Origin of the sequence: Streptomyces chlorus, assembly GCF_042655885.1 — a bacterium.
Lineage (GTDB): Bacteria > Actinomycetota > Actinomycetes > Streptomycetales > Streptomycetaceae > Streptomyces > Streptomyces chlorus.
In genome coordinates this window covers 1-2,072 of the sequence record NZ_JBHSOA010000007.1, presented here as the reverse complement: position 1 = coordinate 2,072, position 2,072 = coordinate 1, and the positions used below count along the sequence as shown (strand labels likewise).

Here is a 2,072-nt window from a genome sequence, read left to right as displayed (position 1 = left end):
GCACCACCGACCCGCACACTACGCCGCCGTTTTATTTACTGCCTTTGAGGAACCTTGCACTAGCATCCCTGTCCCGCGGGGTCCGCAGACGGCCCCGCGGGTGAGAGGTGGCGTCCGGGCCCGTACGAGGAGTCGGCGCTGAGCAGGGCCGCCCCCAGCGGGGTGAGGACATGGGTCACCGTGTTCGCTGTCCGCAGGGATGCGATTAGCCCGGCTTCCCGGAGGGCCGTCGCGTTGCGGCTGGCCGTGGGCGCGGCGAGGCCGGTCCGCCGGGCCAGTTCACCCGTCGTGCAGCCCTCCTCGACCATGTGGAGGGTCAGCGCACGACCCGGGCCGAGCACGCGGGCCAGGGCGCGGTCCGCGGCCTGGCCGGTGCGGGCGACCGTCCACCATTCCGCCCCTCGGGACACGGGATAGACGAGCGTCGGGTCGAGGGTCGGATCGATGAGGGCGACCGGAGTGCGCCAGCAGAAGACCGACGGGATCAGGAGCAAGCCCCGGCCGTCGAGGTGGACGTCACGCTCGACCGGGTAGTCGGCTTCCAGCACGGGCGGGTTCCAGCGGAGGGTCGGTCGCATGCTGTGCAGCAGGCCATCAGCTCCCCCGTCGAGCAGGGAGCGTGCGCGCACCGCCCGGTCTGCTTCGACGAGGGCCCGGATCCGGGGCCAGTACGGGGCGATCGCGACCTGGTGGTAGCCGAGCAGCGCGCGGCCGAGGTTCGTGACGGCGGCCAGATCGCCCTCGGCCAGAGGGCGGATCCATGCCGGCGCAGTGGGAAGGACCGCCAATTCCGCGCGTAATCGCCGGGCCGGGGCGGCGAGGATGGCGTCGATGCCTGCCTCCAGGCTGTACATCCCCTCTGGCGGAGTGAGGAAGTCGGGGAAGTCGCTGCGTGGCGGTGCGAGGCAGCGAATCAGCTGAGCATGTCCGGGGGCGAGGTGGCGGAGTCCAGCGCGTGTCCGCGCACGCCAGGGACCGAAAACTGCCTGCCCGTCGCGGTTGCCAAGCAAGTTAGCGCTGAGTACCCCCTCCCACATGGGGTCTGGCCCTGGCGCCACCTTCATACGGAGCAGGTCTTCACTGGTGAAATGAACTCTCAGCATGCGCCACCCTCTCGTCCCGTCCTGCCCTCTCGTCCCGGCAGAATTCTGCATGCCGTACGCCGCACTGACCATGGTTGTTGCAGCCAGATGGAAAGTCGTGGCCCAAGGTTCCTCCGTCCGGCACTCTGGGCGCACGACAGGGTCACCGGCCCTGCCCTTTCGGAGGAGAACTCATGCGCAAGGTAAATGCTGCGGTTGGCGTGGCCACGGCGTTCGCGGCAGGCATGATCGCTCTGGCGCCCGCGGGTCCGGCCTCGGCCGCGACCCCCACGTGTGACTCGGCCGGCACGTACGCGGGAGCCTGGGTTCCGATCTACCGGGCGACCCCCAGCGCTACCTGCAACATGGTGCGGGGCAACAACAGCGTCGGCGTCCGGCAGCTGCAGACCACGCTCAACAAGTGTTACAAGGCTGGTCTCATCGAGGACGGCGACTTCGGCACCGCCACCCGGAACGCGCTCATCAATGCCCAGCGAGCCGCCGGTACGCCGGCGGACGGGGAATACGGCCCGAACACCCGCAAGGCAATCAGGCACGAGCCAGTCAACGGCAGCACGAACTGCGTCCGCGTTCCCTGAGGAACCTGACCGACCCCATGTGAGCCCCGGAGGCCTCGTCACCCGGCTCCACGCAGAGGCAGCGCCCGGCGCCTCCGGCACCCGAAGCGGTGCCGGAGGCGCCTCGGCCTGTCAGGCGACAGCAGCACCGGGCACCTGGACCCGGAGACCAGTTGCTCCGGGGTCCGGGAGAACCGTGCCGGGGGCCGTGCGGTCCTGGCCCGGCTCGGGGTCGGCTTCCGCAGTGTCGGCCTGGTCTGGGCGGACGCCGGATACACCAACTCCGTTGACTCCAGGACCGTTACTCAGCGCTACACGCCACCTGGCCGTAGCTATACGAGAACAGGGCTTAGTACTCCAGCAGTACTTCGTGGCTTGACGTGGGGAAACGTCGAGCGGTGGGAGTGTAGCG

Annotated in this window: 2 protein-coding genes; one reads left to right on the top strand and one right to left on the bottom strand. The window is 69.4% G+C overall.

The window, feature by feature from the left end:
* Window positions 1-59: 59 nt before the first annotated feature.
* Window positions 60-854, bottom strand: coding sequence for a winged helix-turn-helix domain-containing protein (locus ACFPZI_RS03825; RefSeq protein WP_381358193.1), 795 nt, complete (start codon window positions 852-854; stop codon window positions 60-62).
* A gap of 422 nt (window positions 855-1,276) precedes the next feature.
* Between ACFPZI_RS03825 and ACFPZI_RS03820 the strand changes: the two genes are divergently transcribed.
* A complete protein-coding gene (locus tag ACFPZI_RS03820) occupies window positions 1,277-1,681 on the top strand; it encodes a peptidoglycan-binding domain-containing protein (protein ID WP_381358190.1) in 405 nt (134 codons plus the stop codon).
* Window positions 1,682-2,072: the final 391 nt, after the last annotated feature.

Bases quoted from the DNA above. Each gene is read 5' to 3' on its own strand.
- ACFPZI_RS03825 (WP_381358193.1), bottom strand. From the start codon at position 854: ATGTACAGCCTGGAGGCAGGCATCGACGCCATCCTCGCCGCCCCGGCC.
- ACFPZI_RS03820 (WP_381358190.1), top strand. From the start codon at position 1,277: ATGCGCAAGGTAAATGCTGCGGTTGGCGTGGCCACGGCGTTCGCGGCA.